Below are 24,984 nucleotides of genomic sequence, written 5' to 3' on the forward strand. Positions count from 1 at the left end.
ATAACGGTCCACGGACTGTGGAGAACCCGCCAAAACCTGTGCACGACCCGGTGGACAGCACTGTGAACAAGCCTTCCCATGCCCCCGAACACATGCTCTGACCTGGTATTTCAGCGTCCACCGGCTGTGCAGAAGAAAAACTTCCCCGGTCGGCTCAAGATCACTTCGATGCCTTTACGACACTCCACCCGACCGAGTCAAGGTAATGGTCTCAATGGCGTTGCGTCACTTACCTGTGGAAGATTACATTGGTGCTTATGACACAGGCTCCCGCGGCGGCCGGCCGCACTCCGGAGAAGAGACACCGGCGGCACGACCGGGAGATCGTGACCCTCGCCCTCCCCGCTTTCGGCGCGCTCGTCGCCGAACCGCTCTTCGTCATGGCCGACAGCGCGATCGTGGGCCATCTGGGCACCAGCCAACTCGCCGGACTCGGCGTCGCCTCCGCTCTGCTCACCACCGCCGTCAGCGTCTTCGTCTTCCTGGCCTACGCCACGACCGCAGCCGTGGCGCGCCGCGTCGGCGCCGGCGATCTCCAGGCCGCCATCCGGCAGGGCATGGACGGCATCTGGCTCGCCCTCATCCTCGGCGCCGCCATCATCCTGATCGTGCTGCCCACGGCACCGGCACTCGTGGAGCTCTTCGGCGCCTCACCCACCGCGGCCCCCTATGCGGCGACCTACCTGCGGATCTCGGCCCTCGGCATCCCCGCCATGCTGATCGTGCTGGCCGCCACCGGTGTCCTGCGCGGTCTTCAGAACACCCGCACTCCGCTCTACGTCGCCATCGGGGGCTTCGTCGCCAACGGCGTCCTCAACGCCGGCCTGGTCTACGGCGCCGGTCTCGGCATCGCCGGTTCGGCCTGGGGCACGGTCATCGCCCAGTGCGCCATGGCGGCCGTCTACCTCACCGTCGTCATCCGCGGCGCCCGCCGGCACGGCGCCTCGCTCCGGCCCGACGCCGCGGGGATCCGGGCCAGCGCCGGAGCGGGCGCGCCCCTGCTGGTCCGTACGCTCTCGCTCCGGGCGATCCTGATGATCGCCACCGCGGTCGCGGCGCGGCTGGGAGACGCCGACATCGCCGCCCACCAGATCGTCCAGTCGCTCTGGAGCCTGCTGGCGTTCGCCCTCGACGCCATCGCCATCGCCGGGCAGGCGATCATCGGCCGCTACCTCGGCGCGGACGACGCCCAGGGCGCCCGCGACGCCTGCCGGAGGATGGTGCAGTGGGGGATCGCCACCGGTGTGGTCCTCGGCCTTCTGGTGGTGCTGACCCGGCCGCTGTTCCTGCCGCTCTTCACCTCGGACGCCACCGTCAAGGACACCGCCCTGCCGGCCCTGTTGATGGTCGCCCTCTCCCAGCCGATCTGCGGAATCGTCTTCGTCCTGGACGGCGTCCTGATGGGCGCCGGAGACGGCCCCTATCTGGCCTGGGCGATGCTGATCACCTTGGCGGTCTTCGCTCCCGCGGCACTGCTGGTCCCGGTGCTCGGCGGCGGGCTCACCGCCCTCTGGGGAGCCATGACGCTCATGATGGTGGTGCGCATGCTGACCCTCTGGCTCCGCTCCCGCTCCGGCCGCTGGATCATCACCGGCGCCACGCGCTGACATTCGGAGGGACGCGGGGGCACCTGACCCCGCAGCAGCTTTCCTGGTCCGGGCTTCCGTTGCTGCGCATGTTTCACGTGAAACACCAACAGCAGAAGCGCAACGGCAAAGGGGCCGCACCCGAAGGTGCGACCCCTGTCGCGTGCCCTGGTCGACCGCTCAAGCAGATGTCCTCGTACGAGCATCAACTCGTACGGGCATCAAGCGGCGACGCCGGCAGACGAGACGTCAGGCGGCGACGACCTCGATGGTGACCTGGGCGGCCACCTCGGGGTGCAGACGCACGGACGTCGCGTGGGCGCCCAGCGTCTTGATCGGCGCGCCCAGCTCCACACGGCGCTTGTCGACATCGGGCCCGCCCGCGGCCTTGATCGCCGAAGCGACATCGGCCGGCGTGACGGAGCCGAAGAGGCGCCCGGCGTCGCCGGAACGCACGGCCAGGCGGACCTTGACGCCCTCAAGCCGGGCCTTGATCTCGTTGGCCTGCTCGATGGTCGCAATCTCGTGGATCTTCCGAGCACGACGGATCTGCTCGACGTCCTTCTCGCCACCCTTGGTCCAGCGGATCGCGAACTTCCGCGGGATCAGGTAGTTGCGGGCATAGCCGTCCTTGACCTCGACGACATCGCCCGCGGCACCGAGGCCGGAGACCTCATGAGTCATGATGATCTTCATCAGTAGGTCACCCCTTCCTCAGCGCGCGGTGGAGGTGTAGGGCAGCAGCGCCATCTCACGGCTGTTCTTCACAGCCGTGGCGACGTCACGCTGGTGCTGCGTGCAGTTGCCGGTCACCCGGCGGGCACGGATCTTGCCGCGGTCGGAAATGAACTTCCGCAGCATGTTCGTGTCCTTGTAGTCCACGTACGTGACCTTGTCCTTGCAGAATGCGCAGACCTTTTTCTTTGGCTTGCGCACAGGCGGCTTCGCCATGGTGTTTCTCCTGTGTGATCAAGAAGTGTGGGGTACGGCCCCTCAGAAGGGGGGCTCGTCCGAGTAGCCGCCGCCGCTGGAGCCACCGCCCCAGCCGCCGCCACCGCCACCGCCGCCCTGGCCGCCACCGGCGGGCGCACCGGTCGCCCAGGGGTCGTCGGCAGGCGCGCCGCCGCCCCCCTGCTGGCCACCGCCGGAGCCTCCGCCCCAGCCGCCGCCCTGCTGGCCGCCACCGCCACCGCCGCCGTAGCCGCCCTGGCCGCCGCGGCCGGTGGTCTTGGTGACCTTGGCCGTGGCACTGCGCAGGCTCGCGCCGACCTCGTCGACGTCAAGGTCGTAGACCGTGCGCTTGATGCCCTCTCGGTCCTCGTACGTACGCTGCTTGAGCCGGCCCTGCACGATGACGCGCATGCCCCTCTGCAGCGATTCGGCGACGTTCTCCGCTGCCTGGCGCCAGACCGAGCAGGTCAGGAAGAGGCTGTCGCCGTCCTTCCACTCATTGGTCTGGCGGTCGAAGGTACGCGGGGTGGACGCGACACGGAACTTCGCGACCGCCGCACCGGAAGGGGTGAAGCGCAGCTCGGGGTCGTCGACAAGATTGCCGACGACCGTGATGACGGTCTCGCCTGCCATGGGGAACCTCTCGGCGGGTGTGCTGCTGGCTGCTTGCTGCTACTCGGAGTCCGATCGCCGCTGAGCCGGCCGGCTCAGTGGGTCTCGGGACGGAGCACCTTGGTCCGGAGGACCGACTCGTTAAGGTTCATCTGGCGGTCGAGCTCCTTGACGATCCCGGGCTCGGCCTGCAGGTCGATGACCGAGTAGATGCCCTCGGGCTTCTTGTTGATCTCGTAGGAGAGACGACGACGGCCCCAGGTGTCGACCTTCTCGACCTTGCCGTTGCCCTCACGGACGACGGAGAGGAAGCTCTCGATCAGCGGGGAGACAGCGCGCTCCTCCAGATCGGGGTCGAGGATGACCATCACCTCGTAATGACGCATGTGGAACCCACCTCCTTTGGACTCAGCGGCCACGGTCGTTCCGTGGCAGGAGGGTCGTGATGCGTGTTCACCGGTGTCCGACCGGTACGGACGAGTACATCAGCCGCCACTGACAGCGCCGTCTCGACTGACGGCCGCCATCCTGACGGCGGCTGGTTTTCCCGCGGGGGAGTACCGGGGCCTCGCCCTGGGCAGACACCGATGCAGACAGTACAGACTACCCGCACCCGTGCTTCCGGTTGAAATCCGGCGCCGGAAGCCCGCAGTCTGGTGACCTACGGGTGTGTACGGCACTACCATGCGCTGCTTCTTGCAGGAGGTGCCCCATGGCGCACGCAATGCGATCAAACCCCGTGTCCGTCCTGTTCTCCACCGATGGCAAGCCCCACCCGCTTCAGGACTCCCTGCTGGTACTGACGCTGGCCCTGGGCGCGACCGCGGCCTTCACCTCGATCGACACCGATCTCCACCTGCTCAGTTCCTGGACCGGCCTGATCGGCGTGCTCACGGGCGGCTACGGGCAGTTCATCTCAGCCACGACACGGGCCCGCTTCGGCCTGGTCATCGGGCTCGGAGCCTCCGCGATCGGCTTCTTCATCGGCATGGCACACGGCGGCCTCTTCGGCGGCCTCATCACCTGAGGGACACACCGATCGGTGTCCTGCGCCCCGTCCGGGCATCCGGACGAGACGGAGGTTCGAAAACGGCCCGGCACGAGGTTTCGAAGGCCCGGACAAGGCGCTCAGCGGGCGCAGTAGGCTTCGGCGCGAGAGCCGGAGCCCCTGACCCATGGGGTCACACCAGCCCGAGGAGCGCCCCGAATGAGCCTGACCTTGAGGACCATCAGTCGTGAGCAGCATCTGGCGTACATCCAGAGTCTGCCCGCGGCCAGTCACATGCAGGTCCCGGCCTGGGCCGACGTGAAAGCGGAGTGGCGCTCCGAGAGCCTGGGGTGGTTCGACGGCAGATCCGGCGAGCTGGTCGGGGCCGGCCTGGTGCTGTACCGGCAGCTGCCGAAGATCAAGCGGTACCTCGCCTACCTGCCCGAGGGCCCGGTGATCAACTGGTTCGCGCCGAACCTCGACGAGTGGCTGCGTCCGATGCTGGCGCACCTCAAGCAGCAGGGTGCCTTCTCGGTGAAGATGGGTCCGCCCGTGGTGATCAGGCGCTGGGACGCCGCCTCGATCAAGAAGGGCATACAGGACCCGGACGTGAAGCGGCTGCGGGACATCGAGGCCGACGTCATAGAGGCCCGCGCCTTCGAGGTCGCCGACCGGCTGCGCCGCATGGGCTGGCAGCAGGGCGAGGACGGCGGCGCCGGCTTCGGCGACGTCCAGCCGCGCTACGTCTTCCAGGTGCCGCTGGCCAACCGCTCCCTGGAAGAGGTCCACAAGAACTTCAACCAGCTCTGGCGGCGGAACATCAAGAAGGCCGAGAAGGCGGGCGTCGAGGTCGTCCAGGGCGGCTACGACGACCTGCCCGAGTGGCAGCGGCTCTACGAGATCACGGCCGTGCGGGACCGCTTCCGTCCCCGGCCGCTCGGTTACTTCCAGCGGATGTGGCAGGCCCTGAACTCCGAGGACCCCAACCGCATGCGGCTGTACTTCGCCCGGCACAACGGCGTGAACCTCTCCGCCGCGACCATGCTGGTCGTGGGCGGGCACGTCTGGTACTCGTACGGCGCCTCGGACAACATCGGCCGCGAGGTCCGCCCGTCCAACGCGATGCAGTGGCGGATGCTGCGGGACTCCTACGCGCTCGGGGCCACCGTGTACGACCTGAGGGGGATCAGCGACTCGCTGGACGAGTCGGACCATCTCTTCGGCCTGATCCAGTTCAAGGTCGGAACCGGTGGGCAGGCTGCCGAGTACCTCGGCGAATGGGACTTCCCTCTCAACAAACTGCTGCACAAGGCGCTCGACATATACATGTCGCGCCGCTGAGCACGGTTGGGCGGCGCCGGCACCGCACCGAGGGGGCGGTCAGGGCCACGAACGGCGAGGCACACGAGGGTCACATCCTCCTCACCGGCGTATCCGGCAGAATCTCCGTCCATATATTCCATACATCGCAGACAGAGAAAGGTTCCGGGACCGGCCATGGCGCTCACGCTGTACGTCGACACCGCGCGCTGGCGGGCACATCAGAAGCATGTGCTGGAGCAGTTCCCGGGGCTCGTCCCGGTCTGCAAGGGCAACGGCTACGGATTCGGTCACGAACGCCTCGCGGAGGAGGCGACCCGTTTCGGCTCGGACGTCCTCGCCGTCGGCACCACCTACGAGGCCGCTCAGATCAAGGACTACTTCAGCGGTGACCTGCTGGTCCTGACCCCGTTCCGGCGCGGTGAGGAGCCGGTGCCGCTGCCCGACCGGGTGATCAGGTCCGTCTCGTCGGTCGACGGGGTCCACGGCCTCGTGGGCGCCCGCGTCGTCATCGAGGTCATGTCGTCGATGAAGCGGCACGGCGTGAGCGAGCGCGATCTGCCGCTGCTGCACGCCGCCATCGAGGACGTGCGGCTGGAGGGCTTCGCCATCCACCTGCCCCTGGACCGCACCGACGGCTCGGACGCCGTCGAAGAGGTCATCGGCTGGATGGACCGGCTGCGGACCGCCCGGCTGCCGCTGCACACCATGTTCGTCAGCCACCTGGGGGCGATGGAGCAGGCCCGCCTCCAGCAGCAGTTCCCGCAGACCCGCTTCCGTGCCCGGATCGGCACGCGGCTCTGGCTGGGCGACCACAACGCCACCGAGTACCGCGGCGCCGTCCTGGACGTCACCCGGGTCGCCAAGGGCGACCGGTTCGGCTACCGGCAGCAGAGGGCCGCCGCGGACGGCTTCCTGGTGGTCGTCGCGGGCGGAACGTCGCACGGGGTGGGCCTGGAGGCCCCCAAGGCCCTGAACGGCGTGATGCCGCGCGCCAAGGGCGTCGCGCGTGCCGGCCTGGCGACGGTCAACCGGAACCTCTCCCCGTTCGTCTGGGCGGGCAAGCAGCGCTGGTTCGCGGAGCCGCCGCACATGCAGGTGTCCATCCTCTTCGTGCCGACCGACGGCTCCCCCGAGCCCAAGGTGGGCGATGAGCTGGTGGCCCACCTGCGGCACACCACGACGCAGTTCGACCGCCTGGTCGACCGCTAGATGTACTGACCCGTGAGGTTGGGGGACTGGGCTGGCGGGTCGTCTGCCCCACACGGGCGGGCGGCCTGGCGGCTGCGGGGCGGCCCCACGCTCGTGCTGGACGGCACGCGCGGGCCACGTACGCCACGGCTCCCACAGCAGGCACGGGCGGGCTACGGACAGCGAGGCACTCGCGGCCGGACACGCACCGGCGGCCGGGCCGCCCGCGGCACCGCCCCGCACACCCGTGACGGGCCGCCCAGCGCCGCCTCTCACTCCCCGGGACGGGCCTGAGCGGCCCCCGGTGCCTCCACTCCCCAGTGCACCTGCGGACCCCGCCGGGCAGCATGCGCCGCGTGCCGGGGCGGGTGGGCCGCCTGGCCCAGCACGAAGGCGTCCTTGGCGCCGTCCAGCACTCCGCCCGAGGGATCGTCGTCGCCGGAGCGGCGCACCGGGTCCCGTTCCGGAAGCAGCGCATCGCGCACCACCAGAGCGCACAGGTAGAGCGTGCCCAGCAGGTGCACGGCGATGGCCAGGTGGTACCCGTCCATCGGCAGGCCGCGGTGCTTGTCCCCGCTGGTCGTGTAGGCGAGGTACATCCAGATCCCCAGGAAGTACGCCGTCTCGCAGGCCTGCCAGATCAGGAAGTCACGCCAGCGCGGCCGGGCGAGGGCCGCCAGGGGGATCAGCCACAGCACGTACTGCGGCGAGTAGACCTTGTTGGTGAGCACGAACGCGGCCACCACCAGGAAGGCCAGCTGGGCGAAGCGCGGCCGGCGCGGCGCGGTGAAGACCAGGACGGCGATGCCCACGCAGGCAGCCCCCATCAGGACCATGGCGAGGGTGTTGACCATGGCGGTGTCCGGCGGGTTGGTCATCTGCTGCGTGAGGATCAGCCAGAAGGAGCCGAAGTCCACGCCCCGCTCCTGGCTGAACGTGTAGAACTTCGCCCAGCCCTCCGGGGCGAGGAGCAGCACCGGCAGGTTCACCGCCAGCCAGGCCACGACCGTGCCCATGAACGCGTTCCGGAACTGGCGCCAGGCGCCCGCACGCCAGCAGAGCAGGAGCAGCGGGCCCAGCAGCAGCACGGGGTAGAGCTTGGCGGCGGTCGCCAGGCCCAGCAGCACACCGAACGCGAGCGAGCGCTCACGCGCCCACATCAGCATGGCGCCGGCCGTGAGGGCCACGGCCAGCAGGTCCCAGTTGATGGTGGCGGTGAGCGCGAAGGCCGGCGCGAGGGCGACCAGCAGGCCGTCCCAGGGCCGGCGGCGGTGGGTGCGGGTGACGCAGACGGCGACGAAGGCCGCGCAGATCATCAGCATCCCGGAGTTGACCAGCCAGTACACCTGCTCCCGGTGCTGCATGGCGCCGCCGCCCGGTGTCAGCCAGGAGGCGACCTCCATAAACACGCCGGTCAGGACTGGATACTCCAGGTAATCCATGTCTCCCGGCAGCCGGTCGAAGTACGGCACGAGACCGTCCGCGAAGCCCCGGCCCTGGAAGAGATGGGGGACGTCGGAGTAGCAGGCGTGGGTGTACTGGGAGCTCGCTCCGAAGAACCAGGCGCTGTCGTAGCACGGGAACTTCTGCACCATGCCCAGCGCGAACATCCCGAGCATGACGAGCGCGATGACCCGCACCGGAGTCCACCAGGACGTCCCCAGGAGCGCCCGGCGCCCCAGCGGGCCACCGATCAGCTCACTGCCGACCGCGGCGACCTCGTCCTCCCTGGTGGGCCCTACCACCGCCGGATCCACCGGATCCACCGGGCTCGTGGGCATCATCTCTGCACTGGGCATGCCGCCCATCCTGCCGTACGGGCCTGGGGAAGCCTAAGAAGGCCCACAACGGCACGAGGGCCGCCCCTGGAAGGGACGGCCCTCGTACGTGCTCTCATCCGGCTCGGTGTTTCACGTGAAACACCGGATGGCGACGGTGGTCACCGGCTCAGCACCGTCATGGCTTGCGACCACCCGTCGGCCCTCCGAAGAGTCCTCCGTCGTCGGTGCCACCGTTGGCGCCGTTTCCGCCCCCGTTGGTACCGCCGGTATCGGTGCCTCCGGTGTTACCGGTTGTGGTTCCCCCATCGGTGGTTCCACCGTTCGTGGTGCCTCCGTTGGTGGCGCCTCCGTTGCCCGTTCCGCCGTCACAGGGGAACCAGGGACCACAGCTCTGACCGGAGTCCGAGGGGCTGGGGCTGCCGGACGGACCGGAGTCGGTCGGGCTGGGCGTGGGCGTGTCACTCGGGCTGGCACTGTCGGACGGCGTCGGCGACGGCGACGGCGTCCCCACGACCTCACCGATGGGCTGCGGCTTGGTGAAGGGTACGGGCTGGGTACCCGCGAGCGCCTCGGTCATGTAGTCGTGCCAGATCTGCGCCGGGAACGAGGCACCGTGGATCTTCTCCTCGCCACCGGTGCCGAACATCTCCAGGAACTCGCGCTTCTTGCTCTTCTCGTTGTCGTCGAGGCGGTACATGGAGATCGCCGTGGACAGCTGCGGGGTGTACCCGACGAACCAGGCGGACTTGTTGCCGTCCGTGGTACCCGTCTTGCCCGCCACATCGCGGCCCGTCAGCTTGGCGGCGGTACCGGTGCCGTGGTCGACGACGTTCTTCAGCACATCGGTGATGTTGTCGGCAACCTGCGGCGTGAAGGGCTGATTGACCTTGTCCTTGTGCCGGTAGGTGACGTCGCCCTCGTGCTTGATCGACTTGACCGAGTACGGATCGCGCTGCTGGCCGTGCTCCGCGAACGTCCCGTAGGCGCCCGCCATGCGGATGGCGCTGGGGTCGGAGGTGCCGATCGAGAACGAGGGGAAGCCGTAGCTGGCGAGACTGCCGTCGAGGATGCCCGCGTCGAGCGCCGCCTGCTTGACCTTGTCCAGACCGACGTCCATACCGAGCTGCACGTAGGGCGAGTTCACCGAGAACTGCATCGCCTCGCGGAGGCTGATCTTGTAGTCCGGCTTCTTTCCGTACGACTCGTTGCCGTCGTTGGTCTGGAGCCACTCCTTGCCCTTGTCGTCCGTCCAGTAGGACCCGTCGTACTGCTTGATCTTGAGCTTGTTCTTTCCACTGAACTCGCTCTTCGGCGAGAGGACGGTGCGTTCGTCGTCGCCTTGATCCTCGGGGCCCTTGGGATCCCGTACGCCGTCCCGCAAGGCGGCGGCCAGGACGAACGGCTTCCAGGTCGAACCGACCTGAGCACCCGTCTGGTCGGCGTTGTTGGTGAAGTGCTTGGTGGCGTCCTCACCGCCGTAGATGGCCTCGATGGCTCCCGTGCTCGGGTCGACCGAGGCGCCGCCGAACTGCACGTGCGTGTCGGTGTCCGGGCGCTTCTTGGGGTCGATCTTCGACTTGCGGACCTTGTCCACCGAGTTCTTCAGCTCGTCGACCTTCTTCTTGTCGAAGGTCGTGTAGATCTGGTAGCCGCCGCGCTGGAGGTTCGACTCCGGGATGTTGGCCGTGTTGACGGCGTATCCGTTGGCGAGGTCGACCAGGTAACCGATCTGCCCGCCGAGCTGGCCGTTGGAGTGCGGGTCCTTGACCTCGGGGAACTTGGTCCACTTGGCGCGCTCGGTGGCGGTCATGTGGTCGTACTTGACCTCCTGGTCAAGGATCCAGCTCCAACGCTGCTCGGCCCGCGCCCTGTTCGCCTGGGGCGTGGCGGCCGGGTCGTAGTTCGTGTTGCCCGCCGGGTCGTAGTACGTGGCGCCCTTGAGGAGGGCCGCAAGGAAAGCGCACTGGCTCGGGTTGAGCTTGGACGCATCCGTGTTGAAGTACGCGTGGGCGGCGGCCTGGATGCCGTAGGCACCGCGGCCGTAGTACGCCGTGTTCAGGTAACCCGACAGGATCTCGGTCTTGGGCACCTGGGCGCCGACCTTGATCGAGATGAAGAGTTCCTTGAACTTACGGGTGAAGGTCTGGGCCTGGTCGTCGAGCCGGGCGTTCTTCACGTACTGCTGGGTGATGGTGGAACCGCCCTGGGTCTCACCGCCCTTGGCCATGTTGACGAAGGCCCGGGTGATGCCCATCGGGTCGACGCCCTTGTCCGTCCAGAACGTCTTGTTCTCGGCGGAGATGACGGCCCAGCGCATGGCCTCCGGGATGTCCTCGTACTTGATGATCTGGCGGTTGGCTCCACCGCCCGTGGCGACCATCTCGCTGCCGTCCGCCCAGTAGTACACGTTGTTCTGGGCCTTCGCGGACGTGGCCTCGTTGGGCACGCCCACCATCGCGTACGCGAGGCCGGCAGCCACGAGGATGCCACCGAAGAAGGTGATGAACATCCCGCTCACCAGGCGCCAGGACGGCACCCAGCGACCCCAGCCGTACTTGCCGGCGCGTGGATAGTCGATGAACCGCTTCTTGGGCGGGGGGCCGCCCCTGCCGGGGCCGCCCGGGCCGCCGGGACCTCCGCCCCGGTGGCCGCGGCCGCCGTGGCCACCACGGCCTCCGCCGTCGGGCGCTCGGCGCCTGCCGCCGCGCTGTGCGGCCCGGCGGGCCGCGGCTCGGCCCTGATAAGGCGGCTCACCACCGGCTCCCTCGCTGGGTGAGCCATAAGAGTCGTATGAGTCGGAAGGTGTACCGGAGCCTCGGGGGGCGGACCGGCGACCCGGCGGGGTCGCAGAGGTACCACGGCGGGCCGCGGCACGTCCGCCACCTCCGGACTGCGGCGATTTGCGACGGTGCTCGCTCATCGAAGGACTACTCCTCGGACAGGCGCTGGTCCGCCTGGGCACGACAACAGTTTTCCGGCTTCCCCCGACATACGGATGCGGCCTTGCCGGCACTCACCCGCAGTGCACCGGGAAGAACGACGATAGGGGAGCGTCACTCGGTTCCCGGCGGTTTGCATGGCGCACAGACTACGCACCGTCAAAACCGACGTAAGACGGAAGGCCCCCGAAAACAGGCAACTCTTCCCTGCGAAACCCTGATGTGATGCCGTTCACCGCTCCCCCTCTTGTCGCATCCGTCCCCTCGTTCTATCGTCGAGATGTATCGAGCCGATACATCAGAGTGAGATAAACGTGGGGCGCACAACCGACTCCACCGATCTCACCCCCGAGCGGACGGTCCGCACGGGCCCGGCATCGGCGACGGAGCAGGCGGCGGGCACGGCCAGGCCGTGCAGAAGGAGGCGACGATGAGCCGGCGCTCAGGCATCCTCGAGTTCGCCATCCTCGGCCTGCTCCGCGAGTCCCCGATGCACGGCTACGAGCTGCGTAAACGGCTCAATACGTCGCTGGGGGTGTTCCGCGCCTTCAGCTACGGGTCGCTCTACCCCTGCCTGAAGACTCTGGTCGGCCAGGGCTGGCTGATCGAGGAACCGGGCAGTACGGCGCAGGATCCCCTCGCCGCTCCTCTCGCGGGCCGCCGGGCCAAGATCGTCTACCGGCTGACCGCCGAGGGCAAGGAGCACTTCGAGGAGCTGCTCTCGCAGACCGGCCCGGACGCTTATGAGGACGAGCACTTCGCCGCCCGTTTCGCCTTCTTCGGACAGACGTCACGGGATGTGCGCATGCGTGTACTGGAGGGCCGCCGCGGACGGCTGGAGGAGCGCCTGGAGAAGATGCGCGCCTCCCTGTCCCGCACCAGGGAGCGCCTCGACAGCTACACGCTGGAGTTGCAGCGACACGGAATGGAGTCCGTGGAGCGCGAGGTGCGCTGGCTGAATGAGCTGATCGAGAGCGAACGAGCGGGCCGGAACCAGCGGCAGCAGGATGAAGATGCCGCCCCGACCGCCACGGGGGGCACCGCTCAGCAGGACACATCGGGGCCATCGGGCGGCCTGCCCCGGTCCGGGGAGACCCGGCCGGATCCGTCCGACGACTCCACCAAGTAAGGACCTGCGGGTCCGCAGGCCTTATCCGCACAGATCACAGGGAGCAAGCGGAATGGGTTCGGTTCGTGTAGCCATCGTAGGCGTGGGCAACTGCGCCGCATCGCTGGTCCAGGGAGTCGAGTACTACAAGGACGCAGACCCGAAAGCCAAGGTGCCGGGCCTGATGCACGTCCAGTTCGGCGACTACCACATCAGCGACATCGAGTTCGTCGCGGCTTTCGACATCGACGCCAAGAAGGTCGGTCTCGACCTCTCCGACGCCATCGGGGCCAGCGAGAACAACACCATCAAGATCGCTGACGTGCCCACCACCGGGGTGTCGGTGCAGCGCGGCCACACGCTCGACGGCCTCGGCAAGTACTACCGCGAGACCATCGAGGAGTCGCCGGAGGCTCCGGTCGACATCGTCCAGGTCCTCAGGGACAAGCAGGTCGACGTCCTCGTCTGCTACCTCCCCGTCGGTTCCGAGGACGCCGCGAAGTTCTACGCACAGTGCGCCATCGACGCCAAGGTCGCCTTCGTGAACGCCCTGCCGGTCTTCATCGCCGGCACGAAGGAGTGGGCGGACAGGTTCACCGAGGCCGGCGTGCCGATCGTCGGTGACGACATCAAGTCCCAGGTCGGCGCCACCATCACGCACCGCGTCCTGGCCAAGCTCTTCGAGGACCGCGGCGTCATCCTGGACCGCACGATGCAGCTCAACGTCGGCGGCAACATGGACTTCAAGAACATGCTGGAGCGCGAGCGCCTGGAGTCCAAGAAGATCTCCAAGACGCAGTCCGTCACCTCCCAGATCCGCGACCGCGAACTCGGCGCCGACAACGTCCACATCGGCCCGTCCGACTACGTGGCCTGGCTCGACGACCGCAAGTGGGCCTACGTCCGCCTGGAGGGCCGCGCCTTCGGCGACGTCCCGCTGAACCTGGAGTACAAGCTCGAGGTCTGGGACTCCCCGAACTCCGCGGGCGTCATCATCGACGCCCTGCGCGCCGCCAAGATCGCCAAGGACCGCGGCATCGGCGGCCCCGTCCTCTCCGCCTCCTCGTACTTCATGAAGTCCCCGCCGGTGCAGTACTTCGACGACGAGGCCCGCGAGAACGTCGAGAAGTTCATCAGGGGCGAGGTCGAGCGCTGACTCCGCTCCCGGCACGGATCAGGGAGTCGAAGGCCCGGGAGTTCACCCGGGTTGGCCTGCCGTGAGCGGTCAAGGGCCCCGGGCATCCGCCCGGGGCTCGTGGCGTTCCGGGGGTGTGTGAGGCTTGGTCCCATGGCCCTCGTCGGCGACCTGCGCGTCCTGCTGCGCTTCCCGGACTTCCGGCGGCTCCTCGCCGTACGGCTGCTCTCCCAAGGGGCCGACGGCGTCTACCAGGTGGGGCTGGCGGCCTACGTGGTCTTCTCCCCGGAGAAGGAGACCTCGGCAGGCGCCATCGCCTCCGCCATGGCCGTCCTACTCCTGCCGTACTCGCTCGTCGGCCCCTTCGCCGGGGTCCTCCTGGACCGGCTCCAGCGGCGGCAGGTCTTCCTGTACGGCAATCTCCTGCGTGCCCTGCTGGCTCTGGCCACCGCCGCGCTGGTGGCGGGCACCGCCCCGGGTTGGCTCTTCTACGTCTCCGCGCTCGCCGTGACTGCCGTGAACCGCTTCGTCCTGGCCGGCCTCTCCGCGGCGCTGCCCCACGTCGTCGACGCCGAGCGGCTGGTGCTGGCCAACTCCCTTTCCCCCACGGCCGGAACGCTCGCCGCGACCCTCGGCGGCGGGCTGGCCTTCGTGGTCCGCCTGGCGGGCCCCGACGAGAGCGGACCCGCATCGGTCGTGACGCTCTCGGCAGCCCTCTACCTCGCCTCGGCGCTGACCGCGCTCCGAATAGGCCGGGCCCTGCTGGGCCCTGACGCCGATGCCGCCCGCCCCGGGCTCGGCGCCGCGCTGTTGGGCACCGCGCGCGGCCTCGCCGCGGGCGTCCGGCATCTGGCGGCTCCGCGGCGGAGGCGGGCGGCGCGGGCGCTCCTGGCGATGACGCTGATGCGGTTCTGCTACGGCGCCCTGACGGTGATGGTGCTGATGCTCTGCCGCTACGCATGGCCGTCCGGCGATACGGGGGTGGCCGGACGGGTCGGCGGGCTGGCACTGCTGGGGCTCGCGGTGAGTCTCTCGGGGGCCGGTTTCTTCGCCGCGGCCGTGCTGACACCCGTTGCCGTGGCCCGGTTGGGCGCCGGCGGATGGATCATCGCCTGTTCGGGCGCGGCCACCCTCCTGGTGCCGCCACTCGGCCTGCCCTTCGCCCCCGTGCCGCTCCTCGTCGCCGCCTTCATCCTCGGACTGATCACCCAGGGCGCGAAGATCTCCACGGACACCGTGGTGCAGTCCTCGGTCGACGACCGCTTCCGCGGCCGGATCTTCTCCGTATACGACGTGCTCTTCAACGTCGCCTTCGTGGGTGCCGCGGGAGTCGCCGCGTTGATCCTGCCGCCCGACGGCCGGTCCACGGCTCTGGTCGTCACGGTCACCGCAATCTACGGGGCAACAACCCTGGCAATGGCTCGGTTTGACGGACGGTGAGACTCGCCAGGCAGGTCGACGACGCCGGCACCGTGACGGCCACCACGGCGAACTCCCCGAGCGCCACTCGGGGCGCGCGAACGGTCGACGTTTCACGTGAAACATCGACCCGACCGGCCCAGCGCTCCGACCGCCGCTCCTGACCTATGGCAGCCACCAGGTGCCACACGCGAGGGGGCGATGTTTCACGTGAAACATCGCCCCCTCGGGCGCTCAGCCCTCTTCCCTAGCTCCCCTGGCTCTTCTCCGCCGACTCCTCCCGCCGGCCCCTCCACCACTCCAGCAGCGCCTCCACTGCCCGGTCGTGCCCCAGCGGTCCGTGCTCCAGACGCATTTCCAGAAGGAAGGTGTAGGCCCCGCCCACGACCGGCCCCGGAGCGATATCGAGGATCTTCATGATCTCGTTGCCGTCGAGGTCGGGGCGGATCGCGTCCAGCTCCTCCTGCTCCTGAAGCTGGGCGATGCGCTCCTCCAGCCCGTCGTAGGCACGGGAGAGCGCAGCCGCCTTGCGCCGGTTCCGCGTGGTGCAGTCCGAGCGGGTCAGCTTGTGGAGCAGGGAGAGCAGCGGGCCGGCGTCCCGTACGTAACGGCGCACAGCGGAGTCCGTCCAGTCTCCGGTGCCGTAGCCATGGAAGCGGAGGTGCAGCTCGACCAGACGCGAGACGTCCTTCACCATGTCGTTCGAGTACTTGAGCGCGGTCAGCCGCTTCTTCGTCATCTTGGCGCCCACCACCTCGTGGTGGTGGAAGGAGACACGGCCGTCCTTCTCGAACCTTCGGGTCCTCGGCTTGCCGATGTCGTGCAGCAGCGCCGCCAGCCGGAGGGTGAGGTCGGGACCGTCCTCCTCCAGGGCCATGGCCTGCTCCAGCACGATCAGCGTGTGCTCGTAGACGTCCTTGTGCCGGTGGTGCTCGTCCCGCTCCAGGCGGAGGGCGGGCAGCTCCGGCAGGACGCGGTCGGCGAGGCCGGTCTCCACCAGCAGCGTCAGCCCCTTGCGGGGGTGCGCGGAGAGCACCAGCTTGTTGAGCTCGTCGCGGACCCGCTCCGCGGAGACGATGTCGATGCGCTCCGCCATCGCCTTCATGGCCGTGACGACCTCGGGGGCGACCTCGAAGTCCAGCTGGGCGGCGAACCGCGCGGCCCGCATCATCCGCAGCGGATCGTCGGAGAACGAGGCTTCCGGGGTCCCCGGAGTGCGCAGCACCCGCTCCGCGAGGTCCCTGAGCCCGCCGTGCGGATCGATGAAGGTCTTCTCGGGCAGCGACACCGCCATGGCGTTCACGGTGAAGTCGCGGCGGACGAGGTCCTCCTCGATGGAGTCACCGTAGGCAACCTCGGGCTTGCGCGAAGTGCGGTCGTACGACTCGGACCGGAAAGTCGTGATCTCGATCTGGAAAGTCTGATCGGTCCCGTCGACATGACCGTTCTTGTGACAGCCCACGGTGCCGAAGGCGATCCCCACCTCCCAGACCGCGTCGGCCCAGGGCCGGACGATCTTCAGTACGTCCTGGGGACGGGCGTCGGTCGTGAAGTCCAGATCGTTGCCGAGCCGTCCCAGCAGAGCGTCCCGGACCGATCCCCCCACCAGCGAGAGGGAGAACCCGGCGATCCTGAACCGGCGGGCCAGATCGTCGGCGACGGGGGACACCCGCAGCAACTCGCTGACCGCCCGGTGCTGCACCTGGCTCAGAGCACTCGGCCTGTCCTCACTGGACTTCTCTTCGCTGGACTTGTCTTCGTTGGCGTTCGGCACAACAGAAAAGGGTACGTGGCCGCGGTCCCCCGCCGTGCCGCCCGAGGACCGCCCGGAGCGGCCGCCGAGCGCCCGGCCGGCCACCCGCACGCGGGGCGGCCGGCAGCGTCGGTGACCCTCGGTCGCAAGACGTACCCCCCGGTCCCGGTACCCTGCCCGGACCGGTAGGGCGTATCCGCGGCGTGCCGGTGGGTTGATCGCTGTGGACGGTGCGTGGCGCGTCTCCACAGCGAGCCTCGTTACCATGCGGGGAACAGCTTTCCCACGAGCGTGGACACGCGCTGGCGGGCACCGACGACCACTGACGACGAGGACGGACGAGGACGTGGCCGAGGCGGCAGACATGCAGGGGACGAGTGCCTCGGTCGCCCGACGGTGGCTATGGCGCACCGGGGCGCTGCTCGCGGGCGCGCCGCTCGTCGTCGGGATGACGCTGCACTCGTCCACCCCGGCGGCGGCCGGAACGCAGGCCGACGCCTCGCGCGGCACCGCCGGCCGGGTCGCCACCCAGGCCGAGCCCATCGGGTCGGGGACCGTGGACGTGGCGCTCAACGCGCTCACGCCCGCCGCACCGCGCGAGGGGGACACCCTGAAGGTCTCCGGAATGCTCACGAACAAGAGCCACCACACGATCACCGGCGCGTCCCTGGCGCTACGCACGGGGCCGACGCTGGACGGCCGGTCGGCGATCGAGGGGGTCTCCAGGCACGCGGCGTTCGGGACGGTACCCGAGGGCACCCCGATCGACGGCAAGTACAGCATGACCGTCGCGAAGCTCGCGCCCGGCGCCCCGCTCCCCTTCACGCTCTCGGTGCCCATCAGCAAGCTCCACCTGGACTCCGACGGCGTCTACCAGCTCGGTGTCACCCTCACCGGACAGACCACCGAGCAGCCCTGGCAGCAGGTGCTGGGCGTCCAGCGGACCGTCCTGCCGTGGCAGCCCGAGTCCGCCACCCCGAAGACCAAGACCACCTATCTGTGGCCGCTGATCTCCAGCACGCACCTCACGGCGGAGACGGGTTCGGACGAGCAGCAGACGCCCGTCTTCCACGACGACGAGTTGGCGAAGGAGATCGGCCCCGGGGGCCGGCTCCAGCAGATGGTGGCGCTCGGCAGCAAGCTCAACGTGACCTGGGTCATCGACCCGGACCTGCTGGCGTCGGCCGACGCGATGACCCGGAGCTACCGGATCCAGCAGCCGAACGGCACCACCAAGCCGGGCACGAACCAGGCGGTGGCCAAGCAGTGGCTGAACGACCTCGAGAAGACCGTGGCAGACCAGAAGGTCGTCGCCCTGCCCTTCGGTGACCCCGATCTGGCCTCGCTCGCGCACACCGGCAAGAACGTCTCCGGCTCGCTGAGCCACCTCCAGGACGCCACCGACGTGGCTTCCACCACGGTCGAGACGGTGCTCCACGTGAAACCGGACACCGGATTCGCGTGGCCCGCCGAGGGGGCCGTCGACCCGTCCATCATCGATGTCGCCACCTCCGCGGGCGCCCACGCGGTGATCGCCCGCAGCGACAGCTTCCGCGAGACCGGCGGACTGCCCTACACGCCCACGGCGGCCCGCCCGATCGGCGGCGGTACGACGGCGGTGGTGGCCGACGCCGGCCTCTCGAAGGCCTTCCAGGGCGACATGACACGCGCCGAGACCTCCACGCTGGCCGTGCAGGACTTCCTCGCCCAGAGCCTGATGATCAGGCAGCAGGCGCCCCACACCCAGCGCAGCATCGTGGTGGCCCCGCAGCGCATGCCGAGCGCCAGCCAGGCCCAGACGATGGCGCAGGCGGTGGCGGCCCTCCAGAGCAGCGGCTGGTCCCAACCCCAGGGCCTCGCGGCGGCCGCCGACGCCAAGCCCGACCCGGGCGCCACCACCCGTGTGCCCTCCCCCCACTCGTACCCGCGGGCACTGCGGGACCAGCAGATCCCCGTGGACGCGTTCACGTCCATCGCGGACACCGAGCGCAATCTCGACCACTTCAAGGGTGTCCTCACGGACTCCTCCCGGGTGATCACTCCCTTCGGGCGGGCCATGGACCGTGAGATGTCCACGTCCTGGCGGGGCCACGACGCCGACGCCCAGTCGTTCCGCGAGGGGGTCTCGTCCTATCTGGGCGGGCTGAGCGACGGCGTCCACCTGATCGAGAAGTCCGACACCAAGCTCTCGGGGCGCAGCGCCACGATCCCCGTGACCGTGCAGAACAACCTGGTCCAGGGCGCCGACCACCTGACGCTCCGGCTCACCTCGAAACGGCCCACCCGGCTCAAGATCGGCAACGGCGCCTACAGCGAGCAGCCGGTGAAGGTCAGCGGCGGCCACAGCCAGTCCGTGAAGTTCACCACCACCGCCAACGCCAACGGTCCGGTGCCGGTGACCGCCCAGCTCTACACCGAGGACGGGCAGCTGTACGGGCCTCCCGTCACCTTCGATGTGGACGTGACCGAGGTCACGGCCACGGTGATGCTGGTCATCGCGGGCGGCGTGCTGCTGCTGGTGCTCGCCGGATTCCGTATGTACACCCAGCGCAAGCGGGAGGCGGCCCGGCAGGCCGCGGAACGCGGTCCCGAGGACGACGCGGACGCTGCCGAGGTGCCGGAGGAGGAGTCGGACGACGACGCCTCGCCGGTGAGCGGGTCCGGCGAGGCCACCGCGCCCGCCCAGGACGCCGCTGAGACTGTGGGGACCGGCGGGCGCGGGCCAGGTGCCTCCGGTTCCGGGGCCTCAGCGGGCTCCGGGGCCCCGGCGGGCGACGACGCCCCCGGGACGGGCGCCCAGCGCGGCGGAACGGCTTCGGGGAGGCTCCAGGAGTCGGGTGTCGCCGCCTCTGGGCAGGCGAGTGACCCAGTACCGGACACCGCTCCGGGAACCACCGGCCCGTCCGGGACGGGTGAGAGAGTGGACCGTTGAGCGATGTCGTGGCCGGGCCGGCCGGAGACGATGAGGTGGGGAATCCATGAGCACGTCGTACGACGGTGACCGCGGCCGGAGGACCGGCGGTCCTGCCGGCGGTGCCTCCTATCCCGGCCCGCCCGGGCCCGGTCATCCCGACGCAGCCGAGCCCGGCCGTCCGGGCGACGCCGATCGTCCGGGCGGGCCCGGCTATCCGGACGCCTCCGGCTATCCGGAGCCCCCCGCCCCCGCTTATCCGGAAGGCTCCGGAACGGGCCACGCGGGCGCTCCCGGCCAGGCCGGTCCCGGTTCCCCGGGCCCTGGAGCCCCAGGGCACCCCGGTGCCCGCGGCGCCGGCTACCCCGCCGTCCCCGGGCCCGGTCTCCCCGGGCCCGGTCACCCCGGCCCGGCGGATCCGCGGTCGGCGCAGCAGCAGGGCGCGGACATGTACGTCCAGGACGCCTACGCACAGGACCCCTACCGGGGGCAGGACCCCACCGCCCAGGACCCGGTCGCCGAGGCGCTCTACGACCGCGCCGCGCACCCCCCGCCGTACCCGGGAGGCCACCCGGTCCAGGGGCAGGGGCAGCCGTACGGCCAGCAGGGACCGGGCCGAGGCCGGGGACAGGGGCCCTACGCCCCGCCGGCCGCCGGCGGTCAGGCCCAGGACCCGCGCATGTGGGCCCCCGGCCCGGGCGCCGGGCAGGACACCGCGCACCCCGGCCCCTACGGCGACGACGAGACGACGCAGTACATCGGCACGGACGCTCCGGTGCCCGGCGCGAACCGTGCGGACCCCCAGCAGGACGCCTTCGCCCACCTCTTCCGCGACCAGCAGTACGAGGCCGGCGGCCAGCCGGCCGGCGCCGCGCGGCAGCAGTACGGCACGGAAGGCCCGTACGGCACGGGCCGGCCCGGCGAGCCCGGCACGGCCGCCGTCGCGCAGTCCGACGCCACCCAGGCTCTCGGGCCGCGCATCGGCGGCGCCGATCCGGCCGACGCGGCGGCATCGACGGCACCGCCCGCTCCGGCCCCCGTACCGAAGTCCGGTGGCCGCGCCGGCAACATCCTCAAGTCGAGCGCGGTCATGGCGGCCGGCACCATGGTGTCCCGCCTCACCGGTTTCGTCCGCACCATCGTGATCACCGCGGCGCTGGGCTCGGGCCTGCTCGGCGACGCCTTCACCGTCGCCTACACCCTGCCGACGATGGTCTACATCCTCACCGTCGGCGGCGGCCTCAACTCCGTCTTCGTACCGCAGCTCGTGCGGTCCATGAAGGAGGACGACGACGGCGGCGAGGCGTACGCGAGCCGGCTGCTGACGCTGGTGATGGTCGCCCTCGGCCTGATCACGGTGATCGTGGTGGTGGGCGCCCCGTATCTGATCCGCCTCCAGTCGCCCGTGATCGCCGACGACGTGGCGGCGAACAGCGTCGCCGTCACCTTCGCCCGCTACTGCCTGCCCACGATCTTCTTCATGGGCATCCACGTGGTGATGGGCCAGATCCTCAACGCCCGCGGCAAGTTCGGCGCGATGATGTGGACCCCGGTCCTCAACAACATCGTCATGATCGCCGCCTTCGGCTCGTTCATCTGGGTGTACGGCACCTCGGCGCACACCGAGATGGGCGTGCAGACGATCCCGCCGGAGGGCGTGCGACTGCTGGGCATCGGCACCCTGCTCGGCCTGGTCGTCCAGGCGCTGGCGATGATCCCCTACCTGCGCGAGGCCGGCTTCCGCTTCCGCCCGCGCTTCGACTGGCGGGGCCACGGCCTGGGCAAGACGGTGGCGCTGGCGAAGTGGACCGTGCTGTTCGTGCTGGCCAACCAGGCGGGCCTGATCGTCGTCACCGAGCTGTCCACCGCGGCCGGCAAGGCCTCCGGTGCGAGCGGCGCCGGCTTCCTCGCCTACACGAACGCGCAGCTCATCTGGGCGATGCCGCAGGCCATCATCACGGTCTCCGTGATGGCCGCGCTGCTGCCGCGCATCTCGCGGGCCGCGGCCGACAACGACTTCGGCGCGATCCGGGACGACATCTCGCAGGGCCTGCGGAACTCGGCCGTGGTGATCGTCCCGATCTCCTTCGCCTTCGTCGCCCTCGGCGTCCCGGTGTGCACGCTGCTCTACTCGTCCAACGGCGTCGGCCCGGCCATGTCCATGGGTTACATCCTGATGGCCTTCGGCGTCGGGCTGATCCCGTACTCGGTCCAGTACGTCGTCCTGCGCGGCTTCTACGCGTTCGAGGACACCCGGACGCCGTTCTACAACACGGTGATCGTGGCGATCTCCAACGCCGCCGTCTCGGGGCTCTGCTACCTGCTGCTGCCCGCCAGGTGGGCCGTGATCGGCATGGCGGGGGCCTACGGCCTGGCCTACGCGGTCGGGGTGGGCGTGGCGTGGCGACGGCTGCGCAAGCGGCTGGGTGGCGATCTGGACGGCGCGCACGTGCTGCGGAGCTACGCGCGGCTGTGCATGGCCTCCATTCCCGCGGCGCTGGTCGCCGGCGCGCTCGGCGTCCTGATCAGCCGGGCGCTCGGGCACGGCGTGCTGGGGTCGATCGCGTCCCTGATCGGCGGCGGCATCGCGATGATCGCGGTCTTCGTGCTGGCCGCCCGCCGGATGCGCGTCCAGGAGCTGAACTCGATCATCGGCATGATCCGCGGCAGACTCGGGCGCTGAGCCTGCGCGACCGCTCCGGTGGGGGTCCGTACACAACCATCCCCACCCCTCGCGTGTCGTGCTTAGTGGTGGACTGTGGGCACAATTGGGGTTGGCGTCGAAGTCGATGAATGGGGAGGCAGGAACGACGGTGGCGGAACGGAGCACGGCTGCCATCGACGTGGCAGACAACGGCGGCGAGAAGTCGCTGACCGCGAAGGTGGAGCAGGCGACGGCCGATGGGGCACGATCCCGGGAGCCGGGCACTGCACGTGAGCCCGAGACCGGCCCGGACCAGGCGTCCGCGGCGGCGACAGGCGGCTCCCAGGCATCGTCCCGAGCGCCGCAGGGCGCACCCGACGGCGCATCCGGCCGGGCCCCCCAGGTGCCCCGGACTCCCGACAAGCCTCTCGACACATCATCCCCGGACGGTTCGCTCGAAGAGAGCACGGAAGCCGCCGGGAAGACGGGGGATGACGGCAGCGGTACCACGGCCGCCGAATCCCGCGCGGGCGCCGGCGCCGACACCCCGGAACCGCCGTCCGGTACGGCCCCGGCGGCACCGCCGTCCGGCACGACCCCGGCCCCGAAGGCCGAGGCAGGCCCGGGCGAGGGGGAAGAAGCGGTGGGCGGCGCTTCTGACGCAACCGCACGGAACGGCCACCGGGCCTCGGGACCGAAGTCCCCGGAGCCGGCGGCGAAGGAACCGGCGGCGAAGGACTCCGCCAAGCCCGCGCATCGCGCCACGGAGGCCTCCGAAGGGCCCGCCGGGCGCGCCGCCCGGGACGCCGGGGACATTGCCGTGGCCGGCACGGGGAACGGCTCCACGGGCGCCACAGGCGCTTCCGCCGGATCCACCTCCGACCCGTCCGCCCCCAGTCGGCCCTCCCCGTCCGCCCCCACCCAGCCGCTCCCCCCGACCGCACCGCCGCCGCAGCAGCAGCCCGAGGTGCACAGCGGACACAAGCTCGCCGGGCGCTACCGCCTCGAAGAGTGCGTCACCCGTTTGGACGGATTCAGCAGTTGGCGTGCGGTGGACGAGAAGCTCCGCAGGGCCGTGGGCGTGCACGTGCTGCCCGCAGAGCACCCCCGGGCGCGCGCGGTGCTCGCCGCCGCACGGTCCTCCGCCCTGCTGGGCGACCCCCGCTTCGTGCAGGTACTGGACGCCGTCGACAACAACGACCTCGTCTACGTCGTCCAGGAGTGGCTCCCCGACGCCACCGAACTGACCGCTCTGCTCGCCTCCGGCCCGCTGGAGGTGCACGAGGCCTACCAGATGGTCACCCAGGTGGCCCAGGCGATGACGGCCGCCCACCGGGAGGGCCTGGCACACCTGAGGCTCAATCCCAACGCCGTGCTGCGGACCTCGTCCGGCCAGTGGCGGGTGCGGGGCCTCGCGGTCAACGCCGCCCTGCGCGGTATCACCTCCGGCACCCCGCAGCGCACCGACGTGGAAGCCATCGGAGCCCTGCTGTACGCCGCGCTGACCCAGCGCTGGCCCTACGAGAGCGACGCCTACGGCCTGCGCGGGCTGCCCAAGGGCGTGGGTCTGATCGCCCCCGACCAGGTGCGAGCGGGCGTTCACCGGGGGCTGTCGGAACTCGCCATGCGGGCGCTGGTCAACGACGGCGCGACGGCGTCCCGCCAGGAGCCGCCCTGCACCACCGCCGAGGACCTGCTCAAGGCGGTCTCCGCGATGCCGCGGATCCGCCCGCCGGAGCCGGCCTTCACCCCGCCGCCGGAGTACCGGGGCACCACGTACCAGCAGGGCGTGTACCGCAGGGCGCCCACGGGCGGGCCGGCCGCCCCGGCGCCCGTGGAGGCTCCTCCGCCGCCGCTTCAGAGCCGTGCCGGGCGGGCCCTCAAGTGGGGCGTCTCCGCCCTGCTGATCGCCGCGCTCGGGCTCGGCAGCTGGCAGCTCGCGGACGCCCTGATGGACCGCGGCGGCAAGCCCGCCGGTGATTCGGGCGCCTCCGGGACCCACGACGGCGGCACGGGGCAGAAGTCCGCGGGGGCCGGCAAGCCGTTGAAGATCGCCGACGCGGAGGAGTTCGCGCCGTCGGGGTCGGGGATCAAGGAGGAGGAGGTTCCCCTTGCCGTGGACGGCAACACCGGCACGGCCTGGGTCACGCCGCGGTACGAGAACTATGCGAAGTTCGGCAACCTCCCCAACCGCCAGGAGGGCAGCGGCATCATCGTCGACCTCGGCAGCGCCCGGGAGGTATCCGGGATCGACATCGACATGTACCGCAGCGGACAGCAGGTCGAGGTCCTCGCCGCCGGCTCCGGTGCGTCGGACCCCAACGGCCTGAGCGACTTCGGCCAGCGGCTCACCAAGCTGGACACGGTCGGTGCCACGCTCAAGGAGACGCTGCCCAAAACGGTGCGAACCAGGTACGTACTGATCCACATCACCTCACTGCCACCGGACGGCTCAGCGAGTCGATATCGTGGCGGAATTTCCGAGATAAAGGTCCTCGGAGCGCCCTCCGAATAGCTTTTCAAAGGGCCAGGCTCGTTTCTCCCCGCGTAGATTCGGTCCCGGTATTCGAGGCCGGGCCCGGGGCGGGCGCCCGAGGTGGACCCGCAGGCACGCGCGGTGCCCGGCGCCGCGGGGGCCGACAGGTA

At 70.1% G+C, this 24,984-nt stretch carries 17 protein-coding genes; 10 read left to right on the forward strand and 7 right to left on the reverse strand.

The features are described from left to right. The first annotated feature begins 257 nt into the window (after positions 1–257). The gene (locus tag Sm713_RS28130; protein ID WP_212912829.1) at positions 258–1,607 is read left to right on the forward strand and encodes an MATE family efflux transporter; all 1,350 of its coding nucleotides are present in this window, start codon (positions 258–260) and stop codon (positions 1,605–1,607) included. Positions 1,608–1,835: 228 nt separating this feature from the next. On the opposite strand, the gene rplI is transcribed toward Sm713_RS28130, so the two are convergent. The 4 genes from rplI to rpsF all read right to left on the reverse strand — a co-directional run bounded on the left by rplI (position 1,836) and on the right by rpsF (position 3,535). Next, entirely contained in the window at positions 1,836–2,282 is a 447-nt protein-coding gene (rplI, locus tag Sm713_RS28135; protein ID WP_212912830.1) for a 50S ribosomal protein L9, read from the reverse strand. Positions 2,283–2,300: 18 nt separating this feature from the next. Further along, positions 2,301–2,537, reverse strand: coding sequence for a 30S ribosomal protein S18 (gene rpsR, locus Sm713_RS28140; RefSeq protein WP_003949403.1), 237 nt, complete (start codon positions 2,535–2,537; stop codon positions 2,301–2,303). Positions 2,538–2,579: 42 nt separating this feature from the next. Further along, positions 2,580–3,170 carry a single-stranded DNA-binding protein gene (locus Sm713_RS28145; RefSeq protein WP_212912831.1) on the reverse strand — a complete coding sequence of 197 codons (591 nt, stop codon included), beginning with the start codon at positions 3,168–3,170 and terminating at the stop codon, positions 2,580–2,582. Positions 3,171–3,244: 74 nt separating this feature from the next. Next, positions 3,245–3,535, reverse strand: a complete 291-nt coding sequence (gene rpsF / locus Sm713_RS28150; RefSeq protein ID WP_212912832.1) for a 30S ribosomal protein S6 — start codon at positions 3,533–3,535, stop codon at positions 3,245–3,247. Positions 3,536–3,861: 326 nt separating this feature from the next. Between rpsF and Sm713_RS28155 the strand changes: the two genes are divergently transcribed. The 3 genes from Sm713_RS28155 (at position 3,862) to Sm713_RS28165 (ending at position 6,669) form a co-directional block, all read left to right on the forward strand. Beyond that, positions 3,862–4,176, forward strand: coding sequence for a hypothetical protein (locus Sm713_RS28155; RefSeq protein ID WP_212912833.1), 315 nt, complete (start codon positions 3,862–3,864; stop codon positions 4,174–4,176). A gap of 180 nt (positions 4,177–4,356) precedes the next feature. Next, on the forward strand, positions 4,357–5,478 hold the full coding sequence (gene femX / locus Sm713_RS28160) for a peptidoglycan bridge formation glycyltransferase FemX (RefSeq protein ID WP_212912834.1): 1,122 nt from the start codon (positions 4,357–4,359) through the stop codon (positions 5,476–5,478). Positions 5,479–5,634: 156 nt separating this feature from the next. After that, positions 5,635–6,669, forward strand: a complete 1,035-nt coding sequence (locus tag Sm713_RS28165; RefSeq protein ID WP_212912835.1) for an alanine racemase — start codon at positions 5,635–5,637, stop codon at positions 6,667–6,669. A 251-nt stretch (positions 6,670–6,920) separates the two neighbouring features. On the opposite strand, the gene Sm713_RS28170 is transcribed toward Sm713_RS28165, so the two are convergent. Continuing rightward, positions 6,921–8,456 carry a glycosyltransferase family 87 protein gene (locus Sm713_RS28170; protein ID WP_212912836.1) on the reverse strand — a complete coding sequence of 512 codons (1,536 nt, stop codon included), beginning with the start codon at positions 8,454–8,456 and terminating at the stop codon, positions 6,921–6,923. Positions 8,457–8,604: 148 nt separating this feature from the next. Then, positions 8,605–11,349, reverse strand: coding sequence for a transglycosylase domain-containing protein (locus Sm713_RS28175; RefSeq protein ID WP_212912837.1), 2,745 nt, complete (start codon positions 11,347–11,349; stop codon positions 8,605–8,607). Between the two features lie 449 nt (positions 11,350–11,798). Here Sm713_RS28175 and Sm713_RS28180 point away from each other — a divergent pair, with 449 nt between their 5' ends. The 3 genes from Sm713_RS28180 (at position 11,799) to Sm713_RS28190 (ending at position 15,051) form a co-directional block, all read left to right on the forward strand. Continuing rightward, positions 11,799–12,497, forward strand: coding sequence for a PadR family transcriptional regulator (locus Sm713_RS28180; RefSeq protein ID WP_212912838.1), 699 nt, complete (start codon positions 11,799–11,801; stop codon positions 12,495–12,497). A 52-nt stretch (positions 12,498–12,549) separates the two neighbouring features. Next, on the forward strand, positions 12,550–13,632 hold the full coding sequence (locus tag Sm713_RS28185) for an inositol-3-phosphate synthase (protein WP_212912839.1): 1,083 nt from the start codon (positions 12,550–12,552) through the stop codon (positions 13,630–13,632). A gap of 132 nt (positions 13,633–13,764) precedes the next feature. Then, the gene (locus Sm713_RS28190; protein WP_212912840.1) at positions 13,765–15,051 is read left to right on the forward strand and encodes an MFS transporter; all 1,287 of its coding nucleotides are present in this window, start codon (positions 13,765–13,767) and stop codon (positions 15,049–15,051) included. Between the two features lie 226 nt (positions 15,052–15,277). Here Sm713_RS28190 and Sm713_RS28195 read toward each other — a convergent pair whose 3' ends face one another. Continuing rightward, positions 15,278–16,804 carry a CCA tRNA nucleotidyltransferase gene (locus tag Sm713_RS28195; protein WP_374196081.1) on the reverse strand — a complete coding sequence of 509 codons (1,527 nt, stop codon included), beginning with the start codon at positions 16,802–16,804 and terminating at the stop codon, positions 15,278–15,280. A 325-nt stretch (positions 16,805–17,129) separates the two neighbouring features. On the opposite strand from Sm713_RS28195, the gene Sm713_RS28200 reads away from it, so the two are divergent. From Sm713_RS28200 to Sm713_RS28210, 3 genes are all read left to right on the forward strand, one after another. Continuing rightward, the gene (locus Sm713_RS28200; RefSeq protein WP_212912841.1) at positions 17,130–19,715 is read left to right on the forward strand and encodes a DUF6049 family protein; all 2,586 of its coding nucleotides are present in this window, start codon (positions 17,130–17,132) and stop codon (positions 19,713–19,715) included. A 46-nt stretch (positions 19,716–19,761) separates the two neighbouring features. Further along, positions 19,762–22,377: a murein biosynthesis integral membrane protein MurJ gene (murJ, locus tag Sm713_RS28205; RefSeq protein ID WP_374196082.1), complete on the forward strand. Its 2,616-nt coding sequence runs from the start codon at positions 19,762–19,764 to the stop codon at positions 22,375–22,377. Positions 22,378–23,152: 775 nt separating this feature from the next. Beyond that, complete coding sequence (locus Sm713_RS28210) at positions 23,153–24,853, forward strand: protein kinase family protein (RefSeq protein WP_374196126.1); 1,701 nt, start codon at positions 23,153–23,155, stop codon at positions 24,851–24,853. The last annotated feature ends 131 nt before the right edge of the window (positions 24,854–24,984 follow it).

The organism is Streptomyces sp. TS71-3 (assembly GCF_018327685.1).
In the GTDB taxonomy this organism is placed as follows: Bacteria; Actinomycetota; Actinomycetes; order Streptomycetales; family Streptomycetaceae; genus Streptomyces.